This is a genomic window from Loktanella gaetbuli (assembly GCF_020531945.1).
In the GTDB taxonomy this organism is placed as follows: domain Bacteria; phylum Pseudomonadota; class Alphaproteobacteria; order Rhodobacterales; family Rhodobacteraceae; genus Loktanella; species Loktanella gaetbuli.
This window is the reverse complement of sequence record NZ_JAJATZ010000003.1, coordinates 23122-49805: the sequence shown is the minus strand read 5'-3', so window position 1 is coordinate 49805 and position 26684 is coordinate 23122. Positions and strand designations below refer to the sequence as shown.

32 protein-coding genes are annotated in these 26684 nt (G+C 59.9%); 19 read left to right on the top strand and 13 right to left on the bottom strand.

From position 1 onward, the window contains the following. Position 1 precedes the first annotated feature (1 nt). From iolB to mscL, 5 genes are all read left to right on the top strand, one after another. On the top strand, positions 2-808 hold the full coding sequence (gene iolB / locus LGQ03_RS06785) for a 5-deoxy-glucuronate isomerase (protein ID WP_226747786.1): 807 nt from the start codon (positions 2-4) through the stop codon (positions 806-808). A gap of 1 nt (position 809) precedes the next feature. Continuing rightward, complete coding sequence (locus tag LGQ03_RS06780) at positions 810-1589, top strand: TIM barrel protein (RefSeq protein WP_226747785.1); 780 nt, start codon at positions 810-812, stop codon at positions 1587-1589. A gap of 123 nt (positions 1590-1712) precedes the next feature. Next, complete coding sequence (gene pheT, locus LGQ03_RS06775) at positions 1713-4109, top strand: phenylalanine--tRNA ligase subunit beta (protein ID WP_226747784.1); 2397 nt, start codon at positions 1713-1715, stop codon at positions 4107-4109. Between the two features lie 10 nt (positions 4110-4119). Beyond that, positions 4120-4566, top strand: coding sequence for a YtoQ family protein (locus LGQ03_RS06770; RefSeq protein ID WP_226747783.1), 447 nt, complete (start codon positions 4120-4122; stop codon positions 4564-4566). Between the two features lie 159 nt (positions 4567-4725). Further along, a complete protein-coding gene (mscL, locus tag LGQ03_RS06765; RefSeq protein ID WP_090158319.1) occupies positions 4726-5154 on the top strand; it encodes a large conductance mechanosensitive channel protein MscL in 429 nt (142 codons plus the stop codon). Positions 5155-5504: 350 nt separating this feature from the next. Here the strand turns inward: mscL and LGQ03_RS06760 are convergent, their stop codons facing one another. The 3 genes from LGQ03_RS06760 to LGQ03_RS06750 form a co-directional block, all read right to left on the bottom strand. Further along, positions 5505-7157, bottom strand: coding sequence for a sensor histidine kinase (locus tag LGQ03_RS06760; RefSeq protein WP_226747782.1), 1653 nt, complete (start codon positions 7155-7157; stop codon positions 5505-5507). 101 nt (positions 7158-7258) lie between these two features. Beyond that, positions 7259-7813: an RNA polymerase sigma factor gene (locus tag LGQ03_RS06755; RefSeq protein WP_371260057.1), complete on the bottom strand. Its 555-nt coding sequence runs from the start codon at positions 7811-7813 to the stop codon at positions 7259-7261. Next, positions 7810-7968 (bottom strand): NepR family anti-sigma factor, encoded by a 159-nt coding sequence (locus LGQ03_RS06750; protein WP_090158322.1) that lies wholly within the window; start codon positions 7966-7968, stop codon positions 7810-7812. The genes LGQ03_RS06755 and LGQ03_RS06750 overlap by 4 nt, the downstream gene beginning before the upstream one ends. Positions 7969-8071: 103 nt before the next feature. Here LGQ03_RS06750 and LGQ03_RS06745 point away from each other — a divergent pair, with 103 nt between their 5' ends. Continuing rightward, entirely contained in the window at positions 8072-8890 is an 819-nt protein-coding gene (locus LGQ03_RS06745; RefSeq protein WP_056030466.1) for a response regulator, read from the top strand. Here LGQ03_RS06745 and LGQ03_RS06740 read toward each other — a convergent pair whose 3' ends face one another. Further along, a complete protein-coding gene (locus LGQ03_RS06740; protein WP_226747781.1) occupies positions 8891-9352 on the bottom strand; it encodes an Lrp/AsnC family transcriptional regulator in 462 nt (153 codons plus the stop codon). A 134-nt stretch (positions 9353-9486) separates the two neighbouring features. Between LGQ03_RS06740 and ald the strand changes: the two genes are divergently transcribed. Next, positions 9487-10605 carry an alanine dehydrogenase gene (gene ald, locus LGQ03_RS06735; RefSeq protein ID WP_226747780.1) on the top strand — a complete coding sequence of 373 codons (1119 nt, stop codon included), beginning with the start codon at positions 9487-9489 and terminating at the stop codon, positions 10603-10605. Here ald and LGQ03_RS06730 read toward each other — a convergent pair. Together LGQ03_RS06730 and LGQ03_RS06725 are read right to left on the bottom strand one after the other, a co-directional pair. Continuing rightward, positions 10595-11842 (bottom strand): DUF2254 domain-containing protein, encoded by a 1248-nt coding sequence (locus LGQ03_RS06730; RefSeq protein WP_226747779.1) that lies wholly within the window; start codon positions 11840-11842, stop codon positions 10595-10597. The two genes, ald and LGQ03_RS06730, sit on opposite strands and share 11 nt — an antisense overlap. After that, complete coding sequence (locus LGQ03_RS06725) at positions 11843-12739, bottom strand: mechanosensitive ion channel family protein (RefSeq protein WP_090158325.1); 897 nt, start codon at positions 12737-12739, stop codon at positions 11843-11845. A gap of 267 nt (positions 12740-13006) precedes the next feature. On the opposite strand from LGQ03_RS06725, the gene LGQ03_RS06720 reads away from it, so the two are divergent. Continuing rightward, the gene (locus tag LGQ03_RS06720; protein WP_319004464.1) at positions 13007-13228 is read left to right on the top strand and encodes an HVA1 family protein; all 222 of its coding nucleotides are present in this window, start codon (positions 13007-13009) and stop codon (positions 13226-13228) included. After that, positions 13228-14235 (top strand): DNA topoisomerase IB, encoded by a 1008-nt coding sequence (locus tag LGQ03_RS06715; protein ID WP_226747778.1) that lies wholly within the window; start codon positions 13228-13230, stop codon positions 14233-14235. The genes LGQ03_RS06720 and LGQ03_RS06715 overlap by 1 nt, the downstream gene beginning before the upstream one ends. Here the strand turns inward: LGQ03_RS06715 and LGQ03_RS06710 are convergent, their stop codons facing one another. Then, positions 14236-14964 (bottom strand): Crp/Fnr family transcriptional regulator, encoded by a 729-nt coding sequence (locus tag LGQ03_RS06710; RefSeq protein ID WP_226747777.1) that lies wholly within the window; start codon positions 14962-14964, stop codon positions 14236-14238. Between the two features lie 146 nt (positions 14965-15110). Next, a complete protein-coding gene (rpsU, locus tag LGQ03_RS06705) occupies positions 15111-15317 on the bottom strand; it encodes a 30S ribosomal protein S21 (protein ID WP_056030482.1) in 207 nt (68 codons plus the stop codon). A 108-nt stretch (positions 15318-15425) separates the two neighbouring features. On the opposite strand from rpsU, the gene LGQ03_RS06700 reads away from it, so the two are divergent. Together LGQ03_RS06700 and LGQ03_RS06695 are read left to right on the top strand one after the other, a co-directional pair. Then, positions 15426-16121, top strand: coding sequence for a COQ9 family protein (locus tag LGQ03_RS06700; RefSeq protein ID WP_404807646.1), 696 nt, complete (start codon positions 15426-15428; stop codon positions 16119-16121). Beyond that, positions 16118-17092: an NAD(P)H-quinone oxidoreductase gene (locus tag LGQ03_RS06695; protein WP_226747775.1), complete on the top strand. Its 975-nt coding sequence runs from the start codon at positions 16118-16120 to the stop codon at positions 17090-17092. The genes LGQ03_RS06700 and LGQ03_RS06695 overlap by 4 nt, the downstream gene beginning before the upstream one ends. Before the next feature lie 52 nt (positions 17093-17144). Here the strand turns inward: LGQ03_RS06695 and LGQ03_RS06690 are convergent, their stop codons facing one another. The 3 genes from LGQ03_RS06690 to LGQ03_RS06680 form a co-directional block, all read right to left on the bottom strand. After that, on the bottom strand, positions 17145-17768 hold the full coding sequence (locus tag LGQ03_RS06690; protein ID WP_090158724.1) for a trimeric intracellular cation channel family protein: 624 nt from the start codon (positions 17766-17768) through the stop codon (positions 17145-17147). Between the two features lie 23 nt (positions 17769-17791). Then, positions 17792-18244, bottom strand: a complete 453-nt coding sequence (gene rnhA, locus LGQ03_RS06685; RefSeq protein WP_226747774.1) for a ribonuclease HI — start codon at positions 18242-18244, stop codon at positions 17792-17794. Between the two features lie 79 nt (positions 18245-18323). Further along, the gene (locus LGQ03_RS06680) at positions 18324-18764 is read right to left on the bottom strand and encodes a DUF3429 domain-containing protein (protein WP_226747773.1); all 441 of its coding nucleotides are present in this window, start codon (positions 18762-18764) and stop codon (positions 18324-18326) included. A 173-nt stretch (positions 18765-18937) separates the two neighbouring features. On the opposite strand from LGQ03_RS06680, the gene LGQ03_RS06675 reads away from it, so the two are divergent. Continuing rightward, positions 18938-19369 (top strand): cupin domain-containing protein, encoded by a 432-nt coding sequence (locus LGQ03_RS06675; RefSeq protein ID WP_226747772.1) that lies wholly within the window; start codon positions 18938-18940, stop codon positions 19367-19369. A 12-nt stretch (positions 19370-19381) separates the two neighbouring features. Here LGQ03_RS06675 and ispH read toward each other — a convergent pair whose 3' ends face one another. Together ispH and LGQ03_RS06665 are read right to left on the bottom strand one after the other, a co-directional pair. After that, entirely contained in the window at positions 19382-20332 is a 951-nt protein-coding gene (gene ispH / locus LGQ03_RS06670) for a 4-hydroxy-3-methylbut-2-enyl diphosphate reductase (RefSeq protein WP_226747771.1), read from the bottom strand. Between the two features lie 132 nt (positions 20333-20464). After that, on the bottom strand, positions 20465-21043 hold the full coding sequence (locus tag LGQ03_RS06665; protein ID WP_090158334.1) for a LabA-like NYN domain-containing protein: 579 nt from the start codon (positions 21041-21043) through the stop codon (positions 20465-20467). A 114-nt stretch (positions 21044-21157) separates the two neighbouring features. On the opposite strand from LGQ03_RS06665, the gene folK reads away from it, so the two are divergent. The 7 genes from folK (at position 21158) to acpS (ending at position 26675) form a co-directional block, all read left to right on the top strand. Further along, positions 21158-21748: a 2-amino-4-hydroxy-6-hydroxymethyldihydropteridine diphosphokinase gene (gene folK, locus LGQ03_RS06660; RefSeq protein ID WP_226747770.1), complete on the top strand. Its 591-nt coding sequence runs from the start codon at positions 21158-21160 to the stop codon at positions 21746-21748. A gap of 88 nt (positions 21749-21836) precedes the next feature. Then, the gene (gene rpoZ, locus LGQ03_RS06655) at positions 21837-22190 is read left to right on the top strand and encodes a DNA-directed RNA polymerase subunit omega (RefSeq protein ID WP_056030505.1); all 354 of its coding nucleotides are present in this window, start codon (positions 21837-21839) and stop codon (positions 22188-22190) included. Between the two features lie 40 nt (positions 22191-22230). Then, on the top strand, positions 22231-24354 hold the full coding sequence (locus LGQ03_RS06650) for a RelA/SpoT family protein (RefSeq protein ID WP_226747769.1): 2124 nt from the start codon (positions 22231-22233) through the stop codon (positions 24352-24354). 62 nt (positions 24355-24416) lie between these two features. Continuing rightward, the gene (locus tag LGQ03_RS06645) at positions 24417-25025 is read left to right on the top strand and encodes a DUF2062 domain-containing protein (RefSeq protein ID WP_226748181.1); all 609 of its coding nucleotides are present in this window, start codon (positions 24417-24419) and stop codon (positions 25023-25025) included. Positions 25026-25054: 29 nt separating this feature from the next. Beyond that, positions 25055-25798 carry a pyridoxine 5'-phosphate synthase gene (locus tag LGQ03_RS06640; RefSeq protein ID WP_226747768.1) on the top strand — a complete coding sequence of 248 codons (744 nt, stop codon included), beginning with the start codon at positions 25055-25057 and terminating at the stop codon, positions 25796-25798. After that, positions 25795-26262 carry a nucleoside deaminase gene (locus tag LGQ03_RS06635; RefSeq protein WP_226747767.1) on the top strand — a complete coding sequence of 156 codons (468 nt, stop codon included), beginning with the start codon at positions 25795-25797 and terminating at the stop codon, positions 26260-26262. The genes LGQ03_RS06640 and LGQ03_RS06635 overlap by 4 nt, the downstream gene beginning before the upstream one ends. Continuing rightward, positions 26259-26675: a holo-ACP synthase gene (gene acpS, locus LGQ03_RS06630; protein ID WP_090158340.1), complete on the top strand. Its 417-nt coding sequence runs from the start codon at positions 26259-26261 to the stop codon at positions 26673-26675. The genes LGQ03_RS06635 and acpS overlap by 4 nt, the downstream gene beginning before the upstream one ends. Positions 26676-26684 lie beyond the last annotated feature (9 nt).

The window sequence follows — 26684 nt, the reverse complement described above, 5'->3', positions numbered from 1 at the left end:
CATGGCTGACCTGCTGAAAAAACCGTTCGGAACCCGTGGTAAGGTGCATCAGATCACACCCGATAGCGCGGGCTGGCGTTATGTCGGGTTCTCTTTGTACCGGCTGCGTGCCGGTGACACCGCAGCCGAGGCGACGGGTGACCGCGAGGTCATTCTGGTGATGGTCGAAGGCAAGGCAGCGGTGAGCGGCGCGGGACAGGACTGGGGTGTGCTGGGCGACCGAATGGACGTATTCGAGAAAACGCCGCCGCATTGCCTGTATCTGCCCAATGGTACCGCCTGGGAGGCAAAGGCCGAAACCGATTGCGTCATTGCCGTTTGCTCTGCCCCCGGGATCGGCGGCCATGTCGCGCGCCGGATCGGACCTGACGGCATCACGCTGACCGAACGTGGCAAGGGCACAAACACACGCCACATCAACAACATCGCCATGGAAAACGAGGATTTCTGCGACAGCCTGCTGGTGACAGAGGTGTTCACCCCGGCCGGCCATTGGTCATCTTACCCCAGCCATCGCCATGACGAGGACGATTTTCCGCGGATCACCTATCTCGAGGAGACCTATTACCACCGTCTGAATCCGGCCAACGGGTTTGGCGTTCAGCGGGTCTATACGGACGACGGCCTGCTGGATGAAACGATGGCCGTCAGCGACGGTGACGTGGTTCTGGTCCCGCGTGGGCATCATCCTTGCGGCGCACCTTATGGGTTCGAGATGTACTACCTGAATGTAATGGCGGGACCGCTGCGCAAATGGCGGTTCGTCGCAGCCCCCGAAGTCGCGTGGATCATGGAGAGGGATGCCTGAAATGACTGAAGGGTTTCAACTGGCCGCATGTGCGGAAATGCTCTGGCAGGACAGGCCGATTGCCTGGCGTGCGGCCAAGCTGCACGAAATGGGTTTCGGCGTCGGGCTGTGGAACTGGCCCGCGTGGGATATCGACGCGCTGGAACGGACCGGGGCCGATTTCACGATCATGAACGGCTACCTCGAAGGGCGTCTGGCCGATGACGAGGGGGCCGACATGTTGCTGAAATCTGCCCTTGAAACGGTGCAGATCGGCAAGCGGCTGGGCGTGGACAGGTTGAACTTGCATGGCACCGGATTGGGTGATGGCGGTATCCCGATTTGGCAGCACGACGTGACAACCGGTGCAATGTGGCTCAAGGCGCGTGACACGCTCAATCGCGTCTGCGATCTGGCGGAAAGCCATGATGTCGTCTTTACGCTGGAGAATCTGAACCAGCTTGATCATCCGGGCTGTCCGTTCGGATCGACGGCTGATGTCCTGGCACTTGTGTCGCAGATCGACCGCCCGCAACTGCGCATCAATCTGGACCTGTATCATACCCAGATCGGCGAGGGTGACCTGATCCGCTGGTGCGAAAAATGCCTGCCCTGGATCGGAGAAGTTCAGGTGGCCGACAATCCGGGCCGGTTCGAGCCCGGCACGGGCGAAGTGAACTACAAGGCCGTGGCCGAGGCACTGCACCGCATGGGATATGCAGGCCCTGTCGCGCTCGAAGCCTTTGCCAAAGGCGAGGAGGAGGCCGCGCTGGAGGCGTTTCGCGCTGCGTTCACGCTGTAGCCGCGCCATCCATCACATATGCGGATCTTTCACGCTGGCCGGTGTTTGATGGCACGGCACTTTTCCCCTGCGGCGCAATAGGCTAGGACGACGCGATATGTCGCCAAACAAGGGACCGGGTGCGTGAAATTTTCTTTGTCGTGGTTGAAAACCCATTTGGACACCGATGCCTCTGTCGAAGAGATTGCGGAGACCTTGACCGATCTCGGGCTCGAGGTTGAAGGCATCGAAAATCCGGCCGAACGCCTGCGCGACTTTACAATCGGATACGTGGCTTCGGCGGAAAAGCACCCTGACGCGGACAAGTTGCGCGTCTGTCAGGTCGAAACGCGGGACGGATTGCAGCAGATCATCTGTGGTGCGCCGAATGCGCGGCAGGGGATCACCGTCGTCGTGGCGCATCCGGGCGTCTACGTCCCCGGGATCGACACCACGATCGGCGTGGGCAAGATCCGCGGCATCGAAAGTTTCGGCATGATGGCGTCCGAGCGCGAGCTTGAACTGTCCGAAGAGCATGACGGCATCATCGAACTGCCGCAGGGCGAGGTCGGACAAAGCTTTGCCGATTGGTTGGCCCAGCATGATCCCGCGCGGGTCGATCCGGTCATCGAAATTGCGATCACCCCAAACCGTCCCGATGCGCTGGGCGTGCGCGGCGTGGCGCGTGATCTGGCGGCACGCGGGATCGGCAAGCTGCGCCCGCTTGCGGCCCCTGCCGTGCAGGGCAACGGTGCCCCGGCAGTCGGTGTGTCGATCGCGGATGATACGCAGGATGGGTGTCCCGTGTTTTGTGGTCGTCTGATCGAGGGAGTGACCAATGGCCCGTCCCCCGCGTGGTTGCAGCAACGCCTGACCTCCATCGGCTTGCGTCCGATCAGTTTCCTTGTGGATGTGACGAATTTCTACACCTACGACCTGAACCGTCCGTTGCATGTCTTTGACGCGGACAAGGTCTCTGGCGACCTGCGTGTTCATCGTGCATCGGGTGGCGAAGAGATCGTCGCGCTGGATGACAAGACCTATACGCTGTCCGCAGGTCAGATCGTGATTTCTGACGATAACGGACCCGTCAGCATCGCCGGCATCATGGGCGGCGAGGCGACAGGCTGCACCGCCGACACAACCCGCGTTTTCGTCGAAAGCGCCTATTGGGACCCGGTGCAGATTGCCTATGCAGGCCGCGCCTTGCGGATCAATTCCGATGCCCGCTACCGGTTCGAGCGCGGAATTGATCCTGCATTCACGCCAGAGGGGCTGGACCATGCCTGTGCGTTGATCGTGGACACGGTCGGTGGTCAGGTCAGCGACATGGTGACCGCTGGTGCCGCGCCTGACGTGGCGCGCAGCTATCGGTTGGATACCGACCGTGTCATCAGCCTTGTGGGTATGGATATTCCGGCCGACACGCAGCGACAGACCCTGACCGCGTTGGGGTTCGTTCTGGACGGGGATCAGGCCCATGTACCCAGCTGGCGGCCTGACGTGCAGGGCGAGGCTGATCTGGTCGAAGAGGTGGCACGCATCGCGTCGCTGACCAAATTGCAGGGAAAACCGTTGCCACGCACCCAGCCCGGCGTGCCGAAACCGGTTCTGACGCCACAGCAGGCCCGTGCACAGGCGGCGCGCCGTACGGCGGCGGCGCTGGGCTACAACGAATGCGTGACCTACAGCTTTATCGATGCAGCCTCTGCCGCGATGTTCGGTGGCGGGTCGGATGCCACACGTCTGGAAAACCCTATCAGTTCCGAAATGTCGCACATGCGCCCCGCGTTGCTGCCGGGTCTGTTGCAGGCCGCGGCACGTAACCAGACGCGCGGGATCGCCGATATGGCCCTGTTCGAGGTCGGTGATATTTTTGCCGGTGGCGAACCGGGTGAACAATCGCCCTGCGTGACGGGTATCCTGATCGGGCGCACCGGTCCCCGTGATACATTCGGCGCATCGCGCCCGGTGGACCTGTTCGACGCCAAGGCCGATGCCGAGGCGATCCTTGCGGCCATCGGTGCGCCTGCGAAAACCCAGGTGATGCGGGATGGGCCAGACTGGTTCCACCCTGGTCGCCATGGCCAGATCTGTCTGGGACCGAAAAAGGTTCTGGGTATCTTCGGAGAGCTGCACCCAAAGGTGCTGTCCGATATGGGGATCAAGGGGCCGGCTGTCGGGTTCACGCTGTTCCCTGCCGAAGTTCCCCTTCCGCGCTCTAAAACCAACACGCGCGCGGCGCTGGCGGCAACCGATTTGCAGGCGGTCGAACGTGATTTTGCCTTTGTCGTGGATGCGGATGTTCCCGCGCAGACGCTGATGAATGCGGCGGCCGGCGCGGACAAGGCATTGATCGCAGAGGTACGTCTGTTCGACGAATTCATTGGCGGCAATCTGGGCGAGGGCAAGAAATCGCTTGCGATCACGGTGCGGTTGCAGCCGACCGAAGCGACCTTGACCGACAAGCAGATCGAGGCTGTCGGCGCACAGATCGTGGCCAAGGTCACCAAGGCAACAGGCGGCGCATTGCGCAGCTGAAGAGGGTAATATGATGAAAGTTTATCTGTCCGGCGAAATCCATACTGACTGGCGTGACCAGATCACCGCGGCTGCCGCTGATCTTGACGTGACGTTTGCCGGGCCGGTGACGGATCACGCCGCCTCTGACGATTGCGGTGTGGCCATCATGGGGGCAGAGGACCAGAAATTCTGGCACGATCACAAGGGTGCGAAACTGAATGCCATTCGCACCCGCAAGGGGATCGAAAGCGCGGACATCGTCGTCGTTCGGTTCGGCGATCAATACAAACAGTGGAATGCGGCATTCGATGCAGGCATGGCCGCAGCGCTGGGCAAATCGCTGATCGTGATGCATGGCCCGGACCATCAGCATGCCCTGAAAGAGGTGGACGCAGCTGCATTGGCTGTCGTCGAGACACCGAAACAGGTAGTTGAAATTTTGACCTACGTCCTGAATGGGACGCTGCCTGATTGACCGCCATCCCCGTTGTTTTGTGGCCTGTCGTGCGCAAATTTCTAGGTTTCGTCAGCTTCGTGTAGAAAAAGCTATCTTTTTTTTAGAACGGCTTTTAATCGTCTTTGGCATCCGGGAATTGCGGCACAACGCCGCATAAGGTTTGGGGAAAAACGGCACATGCTTCAGGAATTCAAAGATTTCATCGCCAAGGGCAACGTCATGGATTTGGCGGTCGGTATCATCATTGGTGCTGCGTTCACGGCAATCGTTTCATCGCTGGTCGCGGATCTGATCAACCCGTTCATCGGCCTTGTGCTGGGTGGCGTAGATTTCACGTCGATGTACGTCGTGCTGTCTGGTGATGTCGCCGCAGGCACGGGCCTTGATGCTGCGCGCGAAACAGGTGCAGCCATTTTTGCCTATGGTGCCTTTATCACGGCCTGCATCAATTTTCTGATCATCGCGTTTGTCGTGTTCATGCTGGTCAAGGCTGTGAACCGTCTCAAGGCTGTTTCGGAAAAGCCTGACGATATCGCACCCGAGGTGGAAACCGGCCCGTCCGAACTGGATGTCCTGCTGGAAATCCGCGACAGCCTGCGCAAGTAAGTCGCCCTCTTATCGCTAAAAAACGAAAAGCCTGCCACGTGGCAGGCTTTTTTCGTGGTGCAGACGTGCAGTGTCTACTTGCGACGGGCACCCTGCGGGCTAACGCTGTTTCGCACGTGGGCACTGTCGTCGTCAGTGTCGTCCTTTGGAAGGCGCGTCATCGCATGAATCAGGATGGCTGCAAGCAATACAGCGGCCATTCCTGCCAAGAAAACTTCGGTGCTCATTTATCTGCCTCATAAATCCGATACGACCCAACCCAGCGGCAAATGGATTGTTCCGACCAATACCAGTTAAAGTTTTTGTGACAGTGCACAGAGGCGATCATGCAACACATCGTCGCGCTTCACTCAGTAGTCCAGTGCGTCCGGAATGTTCGATGTGATTGCAAATGACAGTGTCCGGGTTCGGATGCCGTCACTTTCTGTCGTCTCGAAGTCGCTGCCAAGCTGCATCGCAAAGGCCCGCATCAATTGCGCCCCGGTCTTTACTTCGGTCGTCGCCCGATGGTCCGGCTTTACGACGTAGGGGCTGCGGCAAATGATGAGCGCAGTGCCGGGCGACACGATCTTGAGACTGATATGTAGAAAACCGGGATTTTCGGCAGTCGGCACCGGCATGTCGCGGACGGCCTGCGCGCCAGTTTCGCCGATGAACAATGACATGGGAACGGCCTGATCGGGGATCAGGCTAAAGGTGTCACAGGTCAGCCGCGTATCCGCCTTTGGATGGGTGGCGGACAGCGCGTCGAACAGCGTGCTCGACACCTCTTGCATCAGTGGTTCGGCCTCTGCACGTCCGAGGTTATCGCTCTTGTACAAAAGACGGTGCACGGTCGCGAGGCCAATGATCCGGGCGTGCAGTCGCTTGAGCGTGTTGCGTGCGAAATTATCGTCACTGGCGCGGATTTCCATGTTGATGATCGAAGAGATCATCTGAAGATTATTTTTGACCCTGTGGTGGATTTCCTTGAGCAGGACGTTCTTTTCACGCAAGGAATCTTCCATGCGGGCCTCGTCATCCATGAGGTCGTAGGCCATGTTGCCAAAGGTTTTTTCCAGTTCGAACAATTCCGTCGGAAGGCGTTCCATCTGGTTGGTGTTGGGCAACGACCTGTTCACGGCAAACAGCCGCATGCGCTTTTGCAGGTCCCGGATGGGGGCGACGACTAGGCGGTGGACGGCAAAATAGGCGACCAGCAGGCTGGCGAACCACATCAGAACCGGCAGCGAAAATGTCGGCAGCACCGTTCCGGGAGGTTGCAGTCCCGCATGGGAGGGATCCCAACTGCCGACGGCATAGGCCACACCCGGGATCAGAGAAGCGGTCGTCAGAACCTGATGATGACCGTCAGGTCTCTGGTTGCGCACGACCCGCCGCTGCGGGTCAAAGATCGATCCGTTTTTTTGGGGTTCGACAAGCGATCTGACAACGGCCGGGTCCAGCGGTTCGCCCTGGGTGGAAATGACATCGCCGGCCTGGTTGTAGATCACCATCGACAACGGCTGATCATCAATCGTCATGTCCTGCTGCTGGGTCAGAACATCGGTTGGAATGGCGATCGCGACCTGCCCTACAACGGTGGCATCATTCAGGATCGGTTGCAGCAAGACCGCGAAACTGCGCCCATTGCCGGTGATATCACCAAGCGGCACGATAGATTGCACCGCCGATGAAGAACGTGACCGAATTTCCTCGTCGATCAGCTCTTCGCTGATCGGGGTGCGCAAGGACGAGCACAGGATCGGCGCACCAACCGGCACGAAGCCGATAAAACTGTAGATCGGACTGTTTTCGACCAAGCGGCTGACGGCGGCAGAGCATCGTTCGGGATCGCCAATCAGCTCTGGATACATTTCCGCGATGGCAGATGCGGACCCGATCCCGCTTTGGATTGCGCGGCGTTCACCCGAAGATCCAAGTTCGGTCCGCGCGATCAGGCTCAGTTCGGTGCGTTCGCGCAGGGTCTCGTCCAGGTCTTTTGTTTGCCAGATGGCCAACATGCCGATCGGCAAAAGAGCAAGCGAAAGGAATGCGACGACGCGAAACGGAAGCCCGCGGAGGAACCGAAACGATTCCTCGCTATCCGGCCGCCCCTGGGGCATCAGAATGCAGAGCTGCCATTGCTGCTGACGACCGCGACAGTCGCCTTGTCGGTCAGTTCCACGGGGCCATCCTCGTCCAGAAACATCAGCTCTGCCAAGCGCTTGCGCCCCCGGTTGGCCCGACTCTTGATCGTTCCGACAGCCACGCCGCACATTTCTGCGGCCTCTTCGTAGGAAAAGCCTGATGCACCGACCAATATCAAGGTCTCGCGTTGTTCGTCAGGCAATTTGGCAAAGGCCGTCTGGAAATCCGCCATCTGCAAGTGGCCGTCATGGGCCGGTTTTTCAGCCATGTTCTCGGTGAAAATGCCGTCGACATCAGCAACTTCACGCTTTGCCTTGCGTCGACTGGAATAGAACGTGTTGCGCAAGATCGTAAACAACCAGGCGCGCATGTTGGTGCCCGCTTCGTATTTGTCGATGTTCGTCCATGCCTTGACCACGGTATCCTGCACCATGTCGTCAGCCGTCGCACCATTCCGCGTGAGCGAAATCGCAAAGGCCCTCAATGCAGGAAGATGGATCACGAGTTCGTCGCGTGGATCGGTGTTCACGATGCATCACCGGTTTGACTGTCTTGCGCCTTGAGCTGTTCGAGAAGCTGTTTGAAACGGTCAGGCAATTCAGCTTCTTCCTGAGCCTGAAAAACGCGCTTTAGATTCTCGTCGATCTGCTGTCGCGCTTTTTCGCTGCTTGGGTCGTTGGACATTGGTTAGACCGTCTTTATGTTTGGTTTCTGCAATTGCTTGCGGAACCCAAACGCGCCACAGCGCGTTAGGTTCCCACGAACAGGGACAAGATTGGAATAATATATGGCGAGCGCGTCTGCCAACCAGGATATCACAACCGCAATTGGGACGTATCTCCCCTATCTGCGTCGCTACGCGCGGGCACTGACCGGATCGCAATCGAGTGGTGACGCCTATGCGGCTGCCACGCTCGAGGCCATTCTGGAAGATCGCAGCATTTTCGACATGCAGATTTCGGCCAAATCGGCTTTGTTCAAGACGCTGCACATGATGTGGTCCAGCACCGACCTGTCCGGCCCGGGCGAAAGCCCCGTCGGCATCGAAGGTGCAGCCCTGCGGCATCTGGCAAAGCTGACGACAAACACGCGCGAGGCGCTGTTGCTCAACACAATCGAAGAATTTTCCTTTGCCGAGATTGCCGACATCATGTCGATCGACGAGGCCGAAGCGGAACATCTGGTCAGCGTGGCACATCGCGAAATGGCTGACAGCATCGCGGGCCGCATCCTGATTATCGAGGACGAGGCAATCATTGCGATGGATCTCGAGGCGTTGGTGTCCGACATGGGCCACAAGGTGACTGGCATCGCTCGCACCCACGAGGGCGCTGTCAAACTGGGCACGTCGGAAAAGCCGGATCTGATCCTTGCGGATATCCAACTGGCAGACAATTCTTCGGGCATCGACGCTGTGAACGAGCTGTTGCAGACGTTTGGTGACATGCCGGTGATTTTCATCACGGCCTTCCCAGAGCGGCTGCTGACGGGCGACAAGCCAGAGCCTGCCTTCCTGATCGCCAAGCCCTACACCGAGGAACAGGTACGTTCAGCGGTCGCACAGGCGATGTTCTTTTCGTCGACCGAGACGCTAAACGCAGGCTGATCAGATCGGCAGGGCTGTCGTTGATCTGACGGTCCGCAACGCGAAACTTGACTGCATCTGCGCGACGCCGGGAAGGCGCGCCAGATGCTGTCTGTGGATGCGGGCGAAATCCTCGGTGTCGCGCGCGACCACCTTCAGCAGATAGTCCGCTGATCCTGCCATCAAATGGCATTCCAACACATCTGGGATCAGACGCACGGCCCGTTCGAATGCGTCCAGCAGTTCATCGGCCTGCCCGGACAGTGTGATTTCGACAAATACCGTGGTCGACAGGCCGATGTTGCGTGCATTCACGATTGCGACGTATCCGCCGATCACCCCCAGTTTTTCCAGACGCTGCACCCTGCGATGGCAGGCCGAAGCGGACAGGTGCACCTTGTCCGCCAGTTCCGCATTCGTCATGCGGCCATCGCGCTGCAATGCCGCCATCAGCCGAAGATCTGTCGCGTCCAAATCCGTCATGCGCAAAAACGTCCTGAAATAATGCGTCAAGACGCACAATTTTACAAATGTGATCGCTATCAGCGGTAATGAATTCGACAAATTTCCGCAAGCGCGGCGCGACAGTGTGGCAAATGCAAACAGTGGAGTCCCTCATGCACATCGGCTGCCCCAAAGAAATCAAACCCCAAGAGTTCCGCGTCGGCCTGACGCCGAATGCAGCGCACGAGGCGGTGTTGCACGGTCATACAGTCACCGTCGAAACAGAGGCAGGCGTTGGTGCGGGTTTCAGTGACGCTGATTACATCGCGGCAGGTGCCCAGATCGCGGCAAACGCGGCCGACGTCTTTGCCGCAGCGGATATGATCGTAAAGGTAAAGGAACCCCAGCCGGGCGAACGCCAGATGTTGCGCGAGGGGCAGATCCTGTTCACCTACCTGCATCTTGCGCCTGATGCGGCACAGACGCAGGACCTGATCGCGTCGGGAGCGACCTGCATCGCATATGAAACCGTCACGGATCGCAACGGCGGCTTGCCGCTGCTGGCCCCCATGTCCGAAGTCGCCGGTCGGCTGGCCCCGCAAGTCGGTGCCTGGACCCTGCAAAAGGCAAACGGTGGCCGGGGCGTTCTGATGGGTGGTGTGCCGGGTGTCGGACCCGCGCGCGTTGCCGTCATCGGTGGCGGGGTCGTCGGAACGCAGGCCGCGCGGATTGCCGCTGGCATGGGTGCGGATGTGACGGTCCTGGACCGGTCCTTACCGCGTCTGCGCTATCTGGATGACACCTTTGCCGGGGTGTTCAAAACCGGGTTTGCCAGCGCGGGCAACACGATCGAACTGGCGATGCAGGCCGACATGATTATCGGTGCAGTCCTCATTCCCGGCGCCGCTGCGCCCAAGCTGATCAGTCGTGCGCAGCTTGCTGATCTCAAGCCGGGGGCGGCTCTGGTCGACGTGGCGATCGATCAGGGCGGCTGCTTTGAGACATCGCGGGCAACGACACATCAAGACCCGATCTATGATGTGGATGGGATCATGCACTATTGCGTCGCCAACATGCCGGGCGCGGTTGCCCGCACCAGCACCATCGCGCTGGGAAATGCCACGATGCCGTTCATGCTGGCGCTGGCGGACAAGGGGTGGCGGCAGGCCTGCAGTGACGATCCGCATCTGCTGGCGGGCCTGAACGTGCACGCGGGTCAGGTCACCTATGCCGCAGTTGGCGCTGCATTGGGGATCGACACCATCGACCCGCAGGATGCGCTTAGACAGTAATATCCTCTTCCGGCTGGTCGAGCGTTCTGACCAGCCGGTCCAGCCCGTGTCGCTGGGCATGGTCGGATGGCATCCGTGCGATCAATGACTGGGCAAGTTCGCGGTGCCGCAATCGCGCCATGCGGTCCGTGACCGTATAGGGGGCCGCGCGTTCGAACGGCCCCAGAAGGTCGCCGAAATCGGTATGATGGATCGCGACCCGCTGTGGCGTGATTGGATGTAGTCCGCCCTTGTACAGCAGCCCGTCCATCAGTCCTGCATGCAGCCAGTTCAGGCAGTTCATCGCGGTGAACGGATCATTGAACCCCGGCGACAGCGCGCGCGCAATCATCTCGCACAGCTGATCGCCGATAAATGGCGTCGCCTGATCTTCGGTGCGGGCGTTTCCCGTCGCAAAGGCGTCGCGCAGCCCCTGGAGTTGTGAGTCCGTCAGCGCCTTTGACGATTTCACCGACGCCACCGACACATGGGGGCTGATAAAGGTCCCGGGGGCGTGCATCACGTCGATCAGCCAGTCATGGCTCTGCGCCTGTTCGTTCAGTGCGGCCACGTCCATCTGTTGGATGTAACCGGCTGTTTTCAAGTGCAAATCAGTCGTGATCTGGTCGGTGCGCGGTGAAATCTGTTCGACCTCGATTGTCGGGCGGGTCTCGATCAGCCGGCGAATGTCGCGGCCGAAACGATGCCCCAGATCAGAGGCGATGTTCGATACGTTGATCGTCTCGGGGACATGGTGGACGTAGTAGATCATCGTAAAAATGGCGATCACCATCAGCACCATTGCAACCACCATGGCATATTGCGCAACAAACGGTGCCTGGCCGTCTATCGGCCCTTTTATCGCGCGCAGGATGAACATGTTGTAGGTAAAGACGCCCAACAGCAGACCGAAACTGATCTGTGTCCCGCGATCCCGCATGAAATTTCCGATCAATCGCGGCCCAAAGGTATCAGCAGCGAAACTGACGGCGACCAGTGTCATCGAAAACATGACCCCGGCCACACCGATGATCGCGGTCGCCATGGTGGCAAGGGTCTGGCGGGCACCGTCGCCCTGCGTGTCAATCCATGCATCGGGTAGCGCGAATGGCAGATCTTGTGCGTTGCGGTCGATCCATTCCATGCCGAATGCCAGGATCAGTGCCGCGATGACGAAACCTGATGGCACAGCCCAGTAGCTGGCGCGCACATCATCCAGCAGCTTGCGGACCAGGGCGCGTCCTGGCACGGCGGCCATTTATCCCTGCGCCTTTTCGGGCTGTGCTGTCGCAATCTGTTCAATCTGGAGGGGCTCGTTGAATGTCAGCGTCTGGTAGGTGAACGGGATCTCGATGCCCGCATCGTCCAGAGCACGTTTGACTGCGCCGACGACCTGGTCACGGCTGGTGCGAATGTCGATTGGCCGCGATCCAGTCCACCAGGTCACTTCGAAATCAATGGATGACGCACCAAAGGCCTGCGCGAAAATCTGGACATCCTTGACGTCGTCCCGGACGGTTTCCACGTTTTTGACCGCCCGCGTGATGACGCTGCGCGCCTCGTCCACGTCAGCATCATAGGCCACGCCGCACATCACCGTCGTCCGGCGCAGATCCCGGTTGGTGCGCACGGTCACAGGGTTCGAAAACAGCGTATGGTTCGGCATGACGATCAGCTGGCCATCGGTCATACGTACCCGACTGTCCCGAATCGTGATGTCCTCGATCCGGCCTTCATGCCCGTCGACCTCGATATAATCGCCGATACTGAAAGGCTCTCGCAGCAGGATCAGGATGCCGGCAAGAAAGTTTTCGAACGTATCCTTGAACGCGAAACCGATCGCCACGGACCCAAGGCCCAGTGTCGTCAGTGCCTTGCCAGGGGTGATGGACGGAAAAACGACGGCAAGCGCAATCAGGATGCCAATCAACCAGATTGCCGTAGAGGCAACGAGCGCGAACACGTCCTTGAGGTTCTGGCGCAAATTCAGTCTGCGGCCAAACTTGCCGATCAGCATCCGAACGATGGCGACAGCGCACCACGTCAGCAGGATCAGCGCCAGCGCAAGTCCGATCCGGGGCAATGCCGCAATCAGACCGTTGATGTAATTGCTCAAGGTGGCAAAGAGCGTTTCAGTCACGTCGATGTTATTCATGACTGCCAACGCGCCCTGACCCTGCCCGGTTCCGATCCTTCAAATCCAGCCCGCGGAAAAAACCTGACATTTTTTGGGAACCAAGCGTGGGGTCTGGTGTTCATGTCATATCAAGGCAGTGTCCCCTGACTTGATAATATGCGGCCGGTCCGGGTTCTCCTCCCCGATTATTGCCGGTTCGGCTGTTGCATTCCTCCCTCCGACGTTTCGTCGACTGATCCGGAACCCATGTGGTTCCGGATCTTTGGGCGGTGACCACAGGAGAACATGACCATGTCAAATATTACCGAAGGCGACAAAGTGCAGTGGAACTGGGGCAATGGCACCGGTACCGGCACTGTGACCAAGGTTTACACACAAAAAAGAACTCTCAAGATCGACGGTGCAGAGGTGACTCGCGACGCCAGCGAGGATGAACCATCATTCTACATCGAGCAGGAGGACGGCAGCGCCGTCTTCAAGTCCGTCACAGAGGTAGAGCGCGCCTGATGTCATTCGCGGACCTGCAAGGTCAGACAGACCTGATCTATTATCCTGACAGTGAACCGGGCATTCGTCGCAGGCGCGCGGGACGTGGATTCAGCTATCTTGCACCTGACGGGACCCGCATTGATGACCAGGCAGAGCGCGCCCGGATCGGTGCTTTGGGCATTCCGCCTGCGTATGATGATGTCTGGATCTGTCCGCTCGACCTTGGGCATCTTCAGGCGACAGGGTTTGACGAAAAAGACCGCAAGCAATATCGCTATCATGCCGAATGGACAGAATTGCATGCGCGCCTGAAATTCGACTGCCTGAATGAACTGGCAGACAGGCTTCCTGCATTGCGGCGGTGGATCGAAACGCGATTGCGCGGTGATGTCGGTGATTTCGAAACGGCCCTTGCCGCCACGCTGGCGCTGATTGATCGCGCATCGATGCGGGTCGGACACAGCACCTATTCATCCGAAAACGGCAGCTACGGGGCAACGACGCTATTGCCGGAACACCTTGCGGTAGAGGATGGCCATCTGAGGCTGGATTATGCCGCCAAAGGTGGCAAGCAGGTCGAAAAGGATCTGTATGCACCCCGCCTGGCCGCAGTCCTTGAGGATTGTCAGGATCTGCCGGGGGCGACGGTGATCAGCTATCTGGACGACAGTGGCACCGCCCATGCCATCCGATCAGAGCATATCAATGCATTGCTGCGCGACATCTGCGGTGAGGACGTGACTTCCAAGACTCTGCGGACCTGGAACGGGACCCATGCTGCGTTTTGCGCCGCACAGGGTAACGACACTGTCACGATCAAGGCTCTGAGCGAGGCTGCGGGCGCGCGATTGCACAATACGGCGACCGTGGCGCGCAACAGCTACATTCATCCTGCCGTGATTGCGTTGACCGAAATGACGCCCGAGGCGCGGCTGAAACTGTTTGCGCGTTTGGACGATGTCCCTTCGGTCGACGGCTTGCGTGCGGGCGAGGCCGCATTGGCGGCATATCTGCGCACCGGATGATCACATCAGCGGACGGCGCGGCACCAGATCGGTTTCCACACCGGCGACAGCCGCCAGTTTTTCCGTGTCGTTGATTGTCAGCTGACCATCGGACCAGTTCACCAACTGACTCTCGCGCAGATGGCCGAGGGTCTTGTTGGTGTGAACCAGCGACAGCCCCAGTGCATCGGCAATATCCTGTTGCCTGAACGGCAGATCCATGGCGCGGTTGCGCACCAGCCCGATCATCCGGCCACGTTCGAAAATCCGCAGCAGCGCCCATGCCAGTGATTGTTTCGCCGTCCGCTGCCCGACCGTCGTCAGGGCTTCGCCCAAGAAATGTTCCTCGACGGCGGCCAGCCACGTGATGTCAAAGGCGCGTTCGGGGTGGGATTTGAAAAAACTGAACAGCTCTGATCGATTGAAAACGCACAATGTCATTTTCGACCGGGCCTCGACCGAATGGGACATTTCATTCATGAGCCCGGATTGAAGGCCGATGAAATCCCCCGGAAAAACAAAATTCACGACCTGTCGTCGCCCGTCTGCGGTCGTCTTGTACCGGATCGCCATGCCGCGCAGCGCCGTGAACAGTTGCGGACTGTTCGAGCCTTCGATCAGCAGTGGTGTGCCGGGGTCGACGCTCAATTCGCCCACCTTGAATTTCTGCATCGTCTGCACGTCGCTTTCGGACATGCCGACGAACAGCGGCTGTTTGCGCAGGGGGCAGTTTTCGCAAAGTGTTGCCATGATCCGTCTCCTCGGGCACCGGTCCATTTGTCAGGGCGGGCCGGGCTGTCATTCGTATTGTGAGGACGCGGTGGGACTTGTCCATGAAAAAACCCCCGCCCGTTGCCGGGCGGAGGTCAGTGCGTTCAGTCGAAAAAGGGGATGCCTTACAGCAAACCTTCGCGCTGGGCCTTTTTCCGTGCCAGCTTGCGCTGACGGCGGATCGCTTCGGCCTTCTCGCGTGCCTTCTTGACGGAGGGCTTCTCGAAATGCTGCTTGAGCTTCATTTCACGAAACACACCTTCACGCTGAAGTTTTTTCTTCAGAGCACGGAGCGCCTGATCGACGTTGTTATCACGAACACTAACCTGCATGTGGTTTTCACCACCTTTCTAGTCAGATTTGCAAAAATTGCAGGAGTTGGTCCTATAGCCGCGCTGCACTAACTTGTCTAGTCTGCTGACAGGCAAGGAGAACCAATGATGTATACCGATCCCGCCAAGCGCGCACTACTTGACGCGATACTGCCGCATGTCGCCTTTGATGGTTGGTCCGAAGATGCGTTCAAGGCCGCGATCGCGGCGTCTGACGTGACGCCGGACCGGGCCCGGTCGCTGTGTCCGCGCGGTGCGACCGACCTTGCCGTGCTGTTTCACGTCGAGGGCGATCGCAAGATGAAAGAGGCGCTGGCCGAGGCTGACCTGGCAGATCTGCGGTTTCGCGACCGGGTCGCCCGCGCATTGCGCATCCGCCTTGACGTGACCGAAGACAAGGAGGCGGTGCGCCGCGGCACGACGCTGTTTGCGTTGCCGCATCTCGCCCCCGAAGGTGCCAAACTGATGTGGGGCACGGCCGATGCGATATGGACCGCGCTGGGAGATACATCCGACGACGTGAACTGGTACACGAAACGCGCCACGCTGTCGGGGGTCTGGGCGTCTGTCGTGCTGTACTGGCTGGGCGATCAGTCGGTGGATCATACGGCAACGGATGATTTCATCGACCGCCGCATCGACGAGGTCATGCAGATCGAAAAGCTGAAGGCCAAGGTGAATGCGAATCCTTTGCTGAAACCGCTGACCGGTCCGCTGGGCCGGCTGGCCGGAATGGTCCGTGCACCAGCAGCGCGTCAGGATTTCAAGGTGCCGGGCATGTGGCGCAAGGCCGGACCACGATGATGCAGGCCGTTGAAATCGCCAAACCCGGTGGCCCGGAGGTTCTGACCCTGACCGACCGCCCCATGCCGGTGGCCGGGGCAGGGCAGGTGGTGATCAAGGTGGCCTATGCAGGTGTGAATCGCCCCGACGCCCTGCAACGTGCCGGTGCCTATGATCCGCCGCCCGGGGCATCCGACCTGCCGGGTCTGGAATGCGCAGGCGAGGTCTACAGCGTCGGGCCCGACGTGACCGAGCTGTCGGTTGGCGACGCAGTCTGCGCGCTGTTGCCCGGCGGGGGCTATGCGGAATACGCAGCAACCCCAGCGGCGCATTGCCTGCCCGTCCCAAAGGGGCTGAGCCTGAAACAGGCAGCTTGTTTGCCCGAAACTTTCTTTACCGTGTGGTCCAACGTGTTCATGCGCGGTGGGCTGCGGGCCGGTGAACGGCTGTTGGTACACGGCGGATCATCGGGTATCGGAACCACGGCCATTCAATTGGCCCATGCGTTCGGGGCGCGGGTATTCACGACGGCCAGCACCACGGCCAAGCTGGACGCCTGCCGTGACCTAGGGGCAGAGGTTCTGATCAATTATCGCGATGAGGATTTCGTCAAGATCGTGCGACAGCACGGCGGGGCCGATGTCATTCTGGACATGGTGGGCGGCTCTTATATTCAGCGCAACATTGCTGCGCTGGCCGATGATGGGCGTCTTGTGCAGATCGCCTTCTTGGGTGGGGCAAAGGCCGATGTGAATTTCGTGCAGATGATGACCCGTCGATTGACCCTGACGGGCAGCACCCTGCGCCCGCAAAGCGATCTGGCCAAGGCACGGATTGCCAGCGACCTGCGCGAACGGGTCTGGCCGCTGCTGGCGGCAGGCCGGATCGGTCCCGTGATGGATGAGGAATTTGCCCTGGCCGACGCGCACGCGGCGCATGCCCGGATGGAAGCGGGCGATCACATCGGCAAGATCGTGTTGCGGGTCGGCTAGACGACCCGCGTGCATCGGGCTGCGCCCGGCACGACGCCCCGCCCGCCGTCCCCTACTGGCGGGGCGGGAAACCTTTGTAGACAGGCAGACGCCAACCCAGTGTGATGCTGCCAGCCCGCAGGGCGAATGTTGTCAATGCGCAGACGAGCAATGGTGCAGCCCCATTCAGGCCGAACGCCTGACAGGTCACCGCAGCCACCGCCCCCGCGAGGGCGCAGGTCACGTACAGCTCTCCTTGTTTCAGGACCAGCGGCACTTCGTTGCAGACAACGTCGCGCATCAGGCCCCCGAAACATCCCGTCGCGATGCCCATGATCAAAACGATTGGCCAGTCCATACCCATGGCGCGCGCCACGCCGACGCCTGCGGGCACGGCGACAGCCAGTGCCAAGGCATCGAACCAGACGATGCCGGCATAGCGGCTTTCGAGCCGGTGGGCGGTGAAAAATACGATGATCGCAGCGATCCCCGCGACGGCGATATAGGTCGGGTCCGCGATCCAGAACACCATGTCGCGGTTCAACAAGACGTCGCGTAGCGTGCCGCCGCCGGTCGCCGTCAGGGCCGCAACAAAAACAAACCCCACCACGTCAAGTTGCGCGCGGCTGGCGACCAACGCACCGGTAATCGCAAAGATGAACACAGATGCATAGTCGAGTGCGACCAGCATCGGCATCAGGTCGGGCAGGTCTACCGCGATCATGGTTTGAAGGGTGCCATGCCGGCCCGCGCAAGCGCATCGGCGCGTTCGTTTTCAGGATGGCCTGCGTGCCCCTTGACCCATTCCCAGCTGACGTCATGGGATTGGGTCGCGGCATCAAGTCGTTTCCACAGTTCTTCGTTCTTGACGGGTTTTTTGGCCGCGGTCTGCCAGCCGCGCTTTTTCCAGCCGTGTATCCAGGTCGTGATCCCATCCTTGACGTAAGAGCTGTCTGTCACGATCGTAATCGCACTTCGCTTCGTCAGGGATTCCAGTGCGCTGATCGCTGCCAGCAGTTCCATCTGGTTATTGGTCGTCTTTGCGGCACCGCCCTGCAATTCGCGTTCCTTGATCACGGTGTCGCCTTCGCGTGCGATTAGCAGGCAGCCCCATCCGCCGGGGCCGGGATTTCCGGAACAGGCACCATCTGTATAGGCATAAAGCTTGGGCATGGATCAGGTCTTTCGGCGGGTAAAGCTGTGCCTCTCATCAAGGGATGTGGTCGCGGTGTCCAGTCCCGGGCGCGTTGCGTTACAGGATCAGCGGCAGGAAACTGATCACGACGATGCCCGTCAGCAGGGCGCGCAGTTTCATCCACCATTGTGGGGCCCAACCGGCCTTTGCGAATTGCCAGTCCAGCAGCAGCAGGCCGACAAAACCCGCAACCAGGTTGATCGCGGCCGTTGTCGGTCCGCCGCCGACCATGAAGAATGCCCAGAGGGCGGGAATGACCGACAACGCATAGGGCAGCCAGCGGTCCTGTCGCGTGGCAAAGCCCCACAGGACCCCGGACATGAACGACAGGATCACACTGCCGTACGACAGCTGCACAAAGGGTGCGGTGAATCTTCCGCCCAGCGTCAGCAGGGCCCAGTCGCCCAGTGCTGGCACCATTGCCGTCAACGCGCCCCACAAAAACGGCAAAAGCCCGGCAAGGCCCAGGACAAGTGGTCCGGTCGGAATGCGAAACATCAGGGTCGGCCTTTGTGCTTGGATGGATCAGATAGGCGTTTGATAGATGATCTGCCGGGCGTTGCACAACGCGACACGTCGTTTTGTGGCCTTTGGTGTCGGAAATAGTGCGGACATGGCGATGAATCGCGATCCAAATACCTGCGAGGGTGAACCAGCGAGGAGGCGTTGGCATGGATTTTCTGACACAGGCGGTTGCGACCGTGGCAAATGCCGATCACGCACCGCTCGAGGCTTTTGATGACCCCCGGCACGGTACCGTGCAGTGGCGGACGTTGTTTTCAGGCGACCGGACCCAGACATCCAGCCTGACGCTGGGTGTGGCGGAATTCGGACCGGCGGGCACATTGCATTCGCACCGCCATTCACCGTGCGAGTTCTACTTTTGCCTGTCGGGGCAGGGGATCGTCACGATCGACGGAATTGACCACGATTTGCGACCAGGCGTTGCCTTGTACATCCCCGCCGATGCCGAACATTGCGTTGTGGCAGGCGAGGACGGGTTGCGGTTCCTGTATGGTTTTCCACAAGATCGGTTTTCAGACGTCGAATACCGTTTTTCCGCCGAAGCTGATCCTGTCTTGCAGGCCGCCATCGCGATCTGAAGGGTGGTCCCCTCAGGCTGGTTCACGCAAAACGCGTGGCACCTTGAATTCGACATTTTCGACCGCGGTTTCGACCATTTCGACCGTCACCTCGTAACGATCCCTGAAGGCCTGGATGACTTCTTCGATCAGGACCTCGGGTGCAGATGCCCCGGCGGTGATGCCCATTGACGTGATCCCGTCCAAGGCGCGCCAGTCGATATCTGCCGCGCGTTGGACCAGCTGGGAATAGGGGCAACCTGCCTTGGTGCCGACTTCGACGAGGCGTTTCGAGTTGGACGAATTCGGCGCGCCGACAACCAGCATGGCGTCGCACTTCGGGGCCATCGCCTTGACCGCCTCCTGGCGGTTTGTCGTGGCGTAGCAGATGTCTTCCTTGTGGGGGCCGACGATTGCCGGGAACCGGGTTTTCAGTGCCTCGACGATGTCGATGGTGTCATCCACAGACAATGTGGTCTGCGTCACGAATGCCAGCCGTTCGGGGTCGCGCACATGCACATGTGCCACGTCCTCGACCGTTTCGACCAGTAGCACATCACCCTCTGGCAATTGCCCCATCGTGCCGACTGTTTCGGGATGACCCGCATGGCCGATCATGATCATCTGCAACCCGTTGTCCGCGTGGCGCTGCGCCTCGATATGGACCTTGCTGACCAGGGGGCAGGTTGCGTCCACATAGACCATCTCGCGTTTGGCGGCAGCGGCGGGGACCGCCTTGGGGACACCATGCGCGGAAAAGATGACAGGCCGGTCATCGGGGCATTCGTCCAGCGTTTCGACAAAAACCGCACCCTTGTCGCGCAAACCGTCGACCACGAATTTGTTGTGCACGATCTCGTGCCGGACGAAAACGGGCGCACCCCATTTGTCCAGCGCCATTTCCACGATCTTGATCGCGCGGTCGACACCGGCGCAGAACCCGCGCGGCGCGGCAAGGTAGAGTGTCAGGGGCATCTTTGACATGGGGTGCCTTTCGGTCCGTGTGCTGTCTAGATAGGCGGGCTTATGCAGCAGGTCCAGTGTGCGGTTCTACCCAAACAAAAGGCCCGCAGGATCATGCTGCGGGCCTTGCATCGCTCGTTCGGTCTGCGCGGGTCAGTCTGCTTCGGTTATTGCTTGGTCTTCGTCTGATTGCCCGCGTGGCTCGCGCGGTGGGCGGCCAATGACATCGCGCAGTTCATCCAGTTCGATGAAATTGTCGCACTGGCGACGCAGTTCGTCTGCAATCATCGGGGGCTGGCTGCGAATGGTCGAAACCACGGAAACGCGCACACCTTTGCGTTGGAGGGATTCAACAAGCGGGCGAAAATCACCGTCGCCGGAAAACAGTACGATGTGATCGACATGCGGGGCCAGTTCCATCGCATCGACGGTCAGTTCGATGTCCATGTTGCCCTTGATCTTGCGACGGCCCATGGAATCCGTGAATTCCTTGGCCGGCTTGGTCACCATGTTGAAACCGTTGTAGTTCAGCCAGTCGACCAGCGGACGGATCGGAGAGAAGTCGTCATTTTCCAAAAGCGCCGTGTAGTAGAATGCGCGCAGCAGTTTGCCACGCCGCATGAATTCCGCGCGCAGCAGTTTGTAGTCGATATCAAAGCCGAGCGCTTTGGCTGCAGCATAGAGATTCGCTCCGTCTATGAAGAGGGCCAATCTTTCGTCGCGGTAAAACATCACGTAGCCTTTTTGAAAGCCGTTTAAATTTTTCAGAAACAGAGGCTGACATCTGCCAAAGTAGCGAAGAGACTGGTTCTATATGAGACCGGGTAATGAGGTTGCAAGCAGACCGTGACGGCACCAAGCAGAATCGCGCTTGTCGCATTGGGGGGCAATGGGTCTGACGCTTCGAGCGAGCGTCAGCAGGCTGTTTCAATCGCTGCGAGAGCCGTCGCTGTCGCCTTGGAAGGCGGTCCGGACGTGCGGCTGTCTGCGCTTTATGACACTGACGCCTATCCTGTTGGAATTGGTTCGGATTTTACGAATGCGGCGATGGCGGTGCCGACGCTGCTCGAACCGGAAGATATCTTGGCACGCCTGCATGAGATCGAGGCTGACGCAGGGCGCATACGCCAGAAAAGATGGGGTCCGCGACCGATTGATCTTGATCTGATCGGATTGGGTGACCTGATATTACCTTGCGTCACAACGCAGTCGGCTTGGCGCAACATCTCGCTGGAGGATCAGCAAGAGCGTTGGCCTGCGGAACTGATCCTGCCGCATCCGCGGGTTCAGGATCGGGGATTCGTGCTGATTCCTCTGTGTGACGTGGCACCCGATTGGGTTCATCCGGTGCTGGGTAAATCCGTTCGGCAGATGTGCGCCGAACTGCCGGCGGACCAACGCAAAGGTGTCGTGCGGTCTGACCGACAAGAGGCTTGACAGGACGGGAAATCGGGTTGTCTTTCGGGGCGATGCGTGGCATGAGCATGGCTTGCTATCCATTTCGGACAACAACAGGAGTGTGCCGATGGCCCGCGTTACCGTCGAAGATTGTGTCGACAAGGTCCCGAACCGGTTTGAACTCGTCATGCTGGCCGCGCATCGTGCGCGTGAAATCGCAGCAGGTTCACCCGTGACCGTCAGCCGCGACAACGACAAGAACCCTGTCGTGTCCCTGCGCGAAATCGCAGACGAGACTCAGCAGGCCGACGATCTGCGCGAACGCATGATCGAGGCGAACCAGACCCAGATCGAAGTCGATGAACCCGAAGAGGACCAGATGGCCCTGCTGATGGGTGCCGAATCGGACAAGCCGGTCGAGGACGATATGTCCGAAGAAAAGCTGCTGCGCGCCTTGATGGAAGCGCAGGGTCAACGCTGACGGCCGGCCCCCGGCCCAGACATGAGAGTGCCGGACCACGATGACGACAGCCGATGACCTGATCGCACTGGTCCGCACCTACAACCCCCGCACGAATTCAGCATTGATCGCCGACGCCTATGCGTTCGGCGATCAGATGCACGAGGGGCAGTTTCGCCATTCCGGTGAAAGGTATTTCACACATCCCGTCGCCGTGGCCGAATCGCTGGCCAAGATGCAGATGGACGATGCCACGATCATCACTGCCCTGCTGCATGATACCATCGAGGACACGCCAGCCAGTTTCGCGATCGTGCAGAAACGGTTCGGTCAGGAAATTGCGGAACTTGTGGATGGCGTCACGAAACTGACGAACCTCCAGCTCAACAGCCGTGAAACCAAAGAGGCCGAGAATTTTCGCAAGTTGTTCATGGCGACCAGCCGCGACCTGCGTGTGACCTTGGTCAAATTGGCCGACCGTCTGCACAACATGCGCACCATCAGGTCCATGCGCCCGGAAAAGCAGGCCCAGAAATCGCGCGAAACCATGGATATCTATGCGCCTCTCGCGGGGCGGATGGGGATGCAATGGATGCGCGAGGAACTCGAGGATCTGGCGTTTCGCGTGCTGAACCCCGAGGCCCGCAATTCGATCATCCGCCGTTTCATCATGTTGCAGCGCGAATCGGGCGATGTGGTGAACCGCATTACATCCGATATTCGGGTCGAGTTGGAACGCGCCGATATCGATGCCGAGGTCATGGGGCGCGCCAAGAAGCCCTATTCGGTCTGGCGCAAGATGCAGGAAAAGGATCAGGGGTTTTCCCGCCTGTCCGATATCTATGGATTCCGGATCGTCACCGCGACCGAAGGCGATTGCTACCGCATCCTTGGCGCAATCCATCAACGTTGGCGCGCGGTGCCGGGGCGTTTCAAGGACTATATCAGCCAGCCGAAAACCAACGGCTATCGGTCGATCCACACGACCGTATCGGGCCGCGACGGTCGCCGGGTCGAGGTTCAGATCCGCACGCGCGAAATGCACGAAGTCGCCGAAACCGGCGTGGCTGCGCATTGGTCCTACAAGAACGGCGAGAGGGTCGAGAACCGATTTGCGGTCGACCCCGTAAAATGGATCAGTGCACTGACCGAACGACTGGAGGACGACGAGGATCACGACGCCTTTCTCGAGGCGGTCAAGCTGGAGATGTACACCGACCAGGTGTTTTGCTTCACGCCCAAGGGCGAAGTGATCAAGCTGCCGCGTGGTGCCACGCCAATCGATTTTGCCTATGCCATTCACACCCGTATCGGCACAACCTGTCAGGGGGCCAAGGTGGACGGCCTGCGCGTGCCGCTATGGACCCGCCTGAAAAATGGCCAATCGGTCGAGATCATCACCGCTGCCGGACAGACGCCGCAATCGACATGGATCGACATTGCCGTGACAGGTCGTGCCAAGACGGCCATTCGCAAGTTCCTGCGCGAAGAGGATCGTGACCGCTACGTGCGTTTGGGGCGTGAGTTGGTTCGTGTCGCCTTTGAGAATGCAGGCAAGAAGATGACGGAAAAGGCCCTGCGCACGGCGGCAAAGACGCTGGCGATGGGATCGGCCGACGACATGCTGGCCAGCTTGGGCAGCGCAGAGATTTCGGCGCGCGACATCGTGCGCGCCATCTATCCCGATCTGGACACACGTCCGACCGGTGAGGTCGACGCCAGCCGCGCTGTCGTGGGTCTGCGGGACGACCAGAAGTTTCAGCGTGCAGCCTGCTGTCAGCCCGTTCCGGGCGAGAGGATAATCGGGATCACCTACCGTGGCCAAGGCGTGCGGGTGCATGCCATCGACTGCGAGGCACTGGTCGACTACGAGGATCAGCTGGACCGTTGGGTTGATCTGCGGTGGCAAGAGGGCCAACATAAACCCGTTCATGCAGTGACCCTCGACATCTCGATCACGAACGATGCAGGGGTGCTGGGACGGATCTGTACGCTGATTGGTGAACAGGACGCGAATATTTCCGACCTGAAATTCATCGACCGCAAGCCGGATTACTTTAGGTTGCTGATTGACGTGGATTTGCGGGACGCCGACCATCTGCACCGCGTCGTCACCGCCATCGAGGCGGACAGCAATGTGTCCAACCTGTCGCGGCAGCGTGATCCGGGGCAATCTGGCGCTTAACCGACGAGGCGAGGGGAAACCGGGTGTTCAAACGCAGGGACAGGCGACCGGCCTGGCGGGTCATGGCCTCTGCCGTGTATCCCGACGGCGGTTGGCGTCGGGCGTTCTGGTATGTCCAGCGCCGCCTGCAACGCCTGCCGGACACCCCTGAAAAAATCGGTCGCGGCGTCTGGGCTGGTGTTTTTACCACCTTTACCCCGTTTTACGGCCTGCATTTCGTGATCGCAGCGCTGATCGCGCGTCTGATGCGCGGGAATATTCTGGCCGCGCTCATGGCGACGTTCTTTGGCAATCCGCTGACCTATCTGCCGATTGCGGCTGCGTCACTGGGGTTCGGGCGCTGGATTTTCGGGTTGGGTCCGCATCAGGACCCGCATTCGATCGGCACAAAGTTCATGAACGCGGGCAAGGACCTGACCCATAACCTGTTGGCGCTCTTTACGCCGGCCAAGCCGGACTGGCATGGCCTCGCGATTTTTTACGACGACATTTTTCTGCCCTACCTGATCGGTGGCCTGGTGCCCGGTGCGATCTCTGCCACGCTTTGCTATTTTCTCGTGGTGCCTGTTCTGAGGGCGCAGCAGAACCGGCGGCGCAAACGGCTCCGGGCCAAGCTTGAAAGGTTGGCGCTGCCGAAATCCGGGGATGGCGAAGCAGGGAATTCGGACTAGGTTCCAGCCAGTACCGATTGGAGACAGTGATGACCGAGAAACTGCGTCTAGGCGTGAATATCGACCACGTGGCGACCGTGCGCAACGCGCGTGGCGGGGACAACCCCGACCCCCTGCGTGCGGCCCTGATGGCGCAGGATGCTGGCGCAGACGGCATCACGGCACACCTGCGCGAGGATCGTCGCCACATCCGGGATGCCGATATGGCAGCGCTCAAGGACAAGTTGTCGATACCGCTGAATTTCGAAATGGCGGCAACAGCCGAGATGCGCGACATCGCCTTGCGCACCAAACCGCATGCCGTTTGCCTTGTCCCCGAGAAACGCGAGGAACGCACAACCGAAGGCGGGTTGGAGGTCGCCCGACAGGCAAATGTACTGGCGGACTATTTCGCCCCCCTGCAAGAGGCGGGATGTCGTATCTCTTTGTTCGTCGCTCCCGACCGCGATCAGGTCGAGGCCGCACACCGCATCGGTGCGCCCGTGATCGAACTGCACGCCGGTGCTTATGCGGATGCATGGGCCGAGGGGCGTTGGGCCGACCGTGACGCTGAACAGAAACGTCTGGTCGATATGGCAATCTACGGGCATCAGCTGGGTCTTGAGGTGCACGTGGGTCACGGTCTGACATTCGACAGCGTTGGCCCGATCGCGGCGCTGCCGCAGGTGCGCGAACTGAACATCGGTCATTTCATCATAGGCGAGTCCATTTTTATGGGGCTGGATGGTGCGATCCGCGAGATGCGCGTGCGCATGGACGCAGCCCGCGCATGATCCCCACGGATGCCGAACGCGACGCCATGCGCGGCGTAGCCGATCACGCGCTGGACCTGCACGCACAGGGCAAGGACATCGTTTTTACGGCCGCCGTAGTCAAAGACGGGCAGGTGATCGCCACGGCCCGAAACGAGGTTGGTGACACCAACGACGTGTCGCGCCACGCCGAAGTGGTCGCCATCGCCCGTGCGGCCGATGCGCTGGGTGATCGTAGCCTCAAGGGGTGCACGTTGCTGGCGTCCTGTCAGCCCTGCGAGATGTGCCTGTCCGCAATGCGCTGGGCGGAAATCGACCGGGTGATCTTTGGCGCGCAACAGGCCAACAGTGCCGCTGCCTTCTTTCGGTTTCCAAAGCTGAAGATCAGCGATTTTCACGCCGCCTGCGACGGGGCATTCGATTACCTCGGCGGGGTCGAAGAGGACCGCCTGCACGTCATTTACGCGCCCGAGGGCCAGAAATGATCCTCGGGATCGGGACTGATCTGGCCAATATCGACCGGATCGCAGGCACGCTGGACCGATTTGGTGACCGGTTTCGCAACCGTGTCTTTACCGAAACCGAACAGGCCAAGGCTGAACGCCGCCACGACACCCCCGGCACCTATGCCAAGCGCTGGGCGGCCAAGGAGGCCTGTTCAAAGGCATTGGGCACGGGGTTGCGCATGGGGATCGCGTGGAAGGACATGTCCGTCACCAACCTGCATACCGGTCAACCCGTGATGCAAGTGACCGGCTGGGCCAAGGACCGGCTGGACCAGATGACGCCACCGGGACACCGGGCCGTGATCCATGTCACGCTGACGGATGATCATCCTTGGGCACAGGCCTTTGTCCTGATCGAGGCGCTGCCGGTCACCGCAGACCCTGCGGCTTGACAGATGCAG

Bases quoted from the DNA above. Each gene is read 5' to 3' on its own strand.
- iolB (WP_226747786.1), top strand. From the start codon at position 2: ATGGCTGACCTGCTGAAAAAACCGTTCGGAACCCGTGGTAAGGTGCAT.
- LGQ03_RS06780 (WP_226747785.1), top strand. From the start codon at position 810: ATGACTGAAGGGTTTCAACTGGCCGCATGTGCGGAAATGCTCTGGCAG.
- LGQ03_RS06770 (WP_226747783.1), top strand. From the start codon at position 4,120: ATGATGAAAGTTTATCTGTCCGGCGAAATCCATACTGACTGGCGTGAC.
- mscL (WP_090158319.1), top strand. From the start codon at position 4,726: ATGCTTCAGGAATTCAAAGATTTCATCGCCAAGGGCAACGTCATGGAT.
- LGQ03_RS06760 (WP_226747782.1), bottom strand. From the start codon at position 7,157: ATGTTGGCCATCTGGCAAACAAAAGACCTGGACGAGACCCTGCGCGAA.
- LGQ03_RS06750 (WP_090158322.1), bottom strand. From the start codon at position 7,968: ATGTCCAACGACCCAAGCAGCGAAAAAGCGCGACAGCAGATCGACGAG.
- LGQ03_RS06745 (WP_056030466.1), top strand. From the start codon at position 8,072: ATGGCGAGCGCGTCTGCCAACCAGGATATCACAACCGCAATTGGGACG.
- LGQ03_RS06740 (WP_226747781.1), bottom strand. From the start codon at position 9,352: ATGACGGATTTGGACGCGACAGATCTTCGGCTGATGGCGGCATTGCAG.
- ald (WP_226747780.1), top strand. From the start codon at position 9,487: ATGCACATCGGCTGCCCCAAAGAAATCAAACCCCAAGAGTTCCGCGTC.
- LGQ03_RS06730 (WP_226747779.1), bottom strand. From the start codon at position 11,842: ATGGCCGCCGTGCCAGGACGCGCCCTGGTCCGCAAGCTGCTGGATGAT.
- LGQ03_RS06725 (WP_090158325.1), bottom strand. From the start codon at position 12,739: ATGAATAACATCGACGTGACTGAAACGCTCTTTGCCACCTTGAGCAAT.
- LGQ03_RS06720 (WP_319004464.1), top strand. From the start codon at position 13,007: ATGACCATGTCAAATATTACCGAAGGCGACAAAGTGCAGTGGAACTGG.
- LGQ03_RS06715 (WP_226747778.1), top strand. From the start codon at position 13,228: ATGTCATTCGCGGACCTGCAAGGTCAGACAGACCTGATCTATTATCCT.
- LGQ03_RS06710 (WP_226747777.1), bottom strand. From the start codon at position 14,964: ATGGCAACACTTTGCGAAAACTGCCCCCTGCGCAAACAGCCGCTGTTC.
- rpsU (WP_056030482.1), bottom strand. From the start codon at position 15,317: ATGCAGGTTAGTGTTCGTGATAACAACGTCGATCAGGCGCTCCGTGCT.
- LGQ03_RS06700 (WP_404807646.1), top strand. From the start codon at position 15,426: ATGTATACCGATCCCGCCAAGCGCGCACTACTTGACGCGATACTGCCG.
- LGQ03_RS06695 (WP_226747775.1), top strand. From the start codon at position 16,118: ATGATGCAGGCCGTTGAAATCGCCAAACCCGGTGGCCCGGAGGTTCTG.
- LGQ03_RS06690 (WP_090158724.1), bottom strand. From the start codon at position 17,768: ATGCCGATGCTGGTCGCACTCGACTATGCATCTGTGTTCATCTTTGCG.
- rnhA (WP_226747774.1), bottom strand. From the start codon at position 18,244: ATGCCCAAGCTTTATGCCTATACAGATGGTGCCTGTTCCGGAAATCCC.
- LGQ03_RS06680 (WP_226747773.1), bottom strand. From the start codon at position 18,764: ATGTTTCGCATTCCGACCGGACCACTTGTCCTGGGCCTTGCCGGGCTT.
- LGQ03_RS06675 (WP_226747772.1), top strand. From the start codon at position 18,938: ATGGATTTTCTGACACAGGCGGTTGCGACCGTGGCAAATGCCGATCAC.
- ispH (WP_226747771.1), bottom strand. From the start codon at position 20,332: ATGTCAAAGATGCCCCTGACACTCTACCTTGCCGCGCCGCGCGGGTTC.
- LGQ03_RS06665 (WP_090158334.1), bottom strand. From the start codon at position 21,043: ATGTTTTACCGCGACGAAAGATTGGCCCTCTTCATAGACGGAGCGAAT.
- rpoZ (WP_056030505.1), top strand. From the start codon at position 21,837: ATGGCCCGCGTTACCGTCGAAGATTGTGTCGACAAGGTCCCGAACCGG.
- LGQ03_RS06650 (WP_226747769.1), top strand. From the start codon at position 22,231: ATGACGACAGCCGATGACCTGATCGCACTGGTCCGCACCTACAACCCC.
- LGQ03_RS06645 (WP_226748181.1), top strand. From the start codon at position 24,417: ATGGCCTCTGCCGTGTATCCCGACGGCGGTTGGCGTCGGGCGTTCTGG.
- LGQ03_RS06640 (WP_226747768.1), top strand. From the start codon at position 25,055: ATGACCGAGAAACTGCGTCTAGGCGTGAATATCGACCACGTGGCGACC.
- LGQ03_RS06635 (WP_226747767.1), top strand. From the start codon at position 25,795: ATGATCCCCACGGATGCCGAACGCGACGCCATGCGCGGCGTAGCCGAT.
- acpS (WP_090158340.1), top strand. From the start codon at position 26,259: ATGATCCTCGGGATCGGGACTGATCTGGCCAATATCGACCGGATCGCA.